1 protein-coding gene is annotated in these 933 nt (G+C 75.2%); it reads left to right on the top strand.

Annotated elements, in window-relative coordinates:
• Positions 1-933, top strand: a 933-nt coding sequence (locus NS331_RS26925) for a hypothetical protein (protein ID WP_193758206.1), incomplete at both ends; no start/stop codon positions are given.

The raw sequence follows: 933 nt of genomic DNA, 5'->3' as shown, positions 1-933 counted from the left end.
GTGGACGTGTACGCGAGCGCCCTGACGCTCACGGCCGGCAATGGTGCCAACGGCATCGGTGCCAGCAGCAATGCGCTGGAGCTGGAAGTCAATAGCCTCAGCGCCAGCACCGCCGGCACCGGCGGCGTGTTCCTGGCCGAAGCCAGCGCCATCACCGTGGCGGGCGGCAGCGCCATCGGCGTCAACCGCGTCGGCGCGGCCGGCGGCATCACCGCCAACGGCGCGCAGACCGCGGCCCAGGCGGCGGGCCTGGCCAGCGGCGGCGCCCTGGTGCTCACCACCACGGCCGGCAGCCTGACCCTGAGCGCGGCCGCCACGGCCGGCGGCAACCTGCTGCTGCAGGCCGGCGGCAGCACGTCCGACCTGGACCTGCGCGCCGCGGTGTCCACCACCGGCAGCACCGCCGGCAGCCTCAGCCTGGCCGCAGGCCGCGACCTGCTGCAGGCCGCCGCCGTGAGCGTGGCCGGCGCCGGCTTCACGGTGGACGCCGTGGCCGGGCGCGACATCGTGCAGACGGCCACCACCGGCACCGTCAGCACCAGCAACGGCAACGTGGTGTTCAGCGCCGAGCGCGACCTGGCGCTCGAATCCATCGCCGCGGGCACCGCGCGGGTGAGCCTGACGGCGCGCACCGGCAGCATCAGCGACGTGGACGCGGGCAGCGCCACCGACGTGGTGGCCGGCAGCCTGCTCCTGACGGCCGGCAACAGCATCGGCAGCAACGGCGCCAGCCTCGCGCTGGAGACCTCGGTGGACCGCGTCAGCGCCCGTGCGGGCGACGGCGGCGTCTACCTGGTGGAGGGCAACGGCCTCACCGTCGGCAGCGTTTCTGTCGACGTCAACCGCGTCGCCGCCACCGGCGTGGCCAGCGCGATCGTGGGCACGGCGCAGGAAAGCCTCACGGCCACCGGCACCGGCGGCATCGCGCTGCAG

Source organism: Pseudacidovorax intermedius (assembly GCF_001476815.1).
Classification (GTDB): domain Bacteria; phylum Pseudomonadota; class Gammaproteobacteria; order Burkholderiales; family Burkholderiaceae_C; genus Xenophilus; species Xenophilus intermedius_A.
Note: the sequence above shows the minus strand (reverse complement) of the source record. Positions and strands in the feature narration are given on the sequence as shown.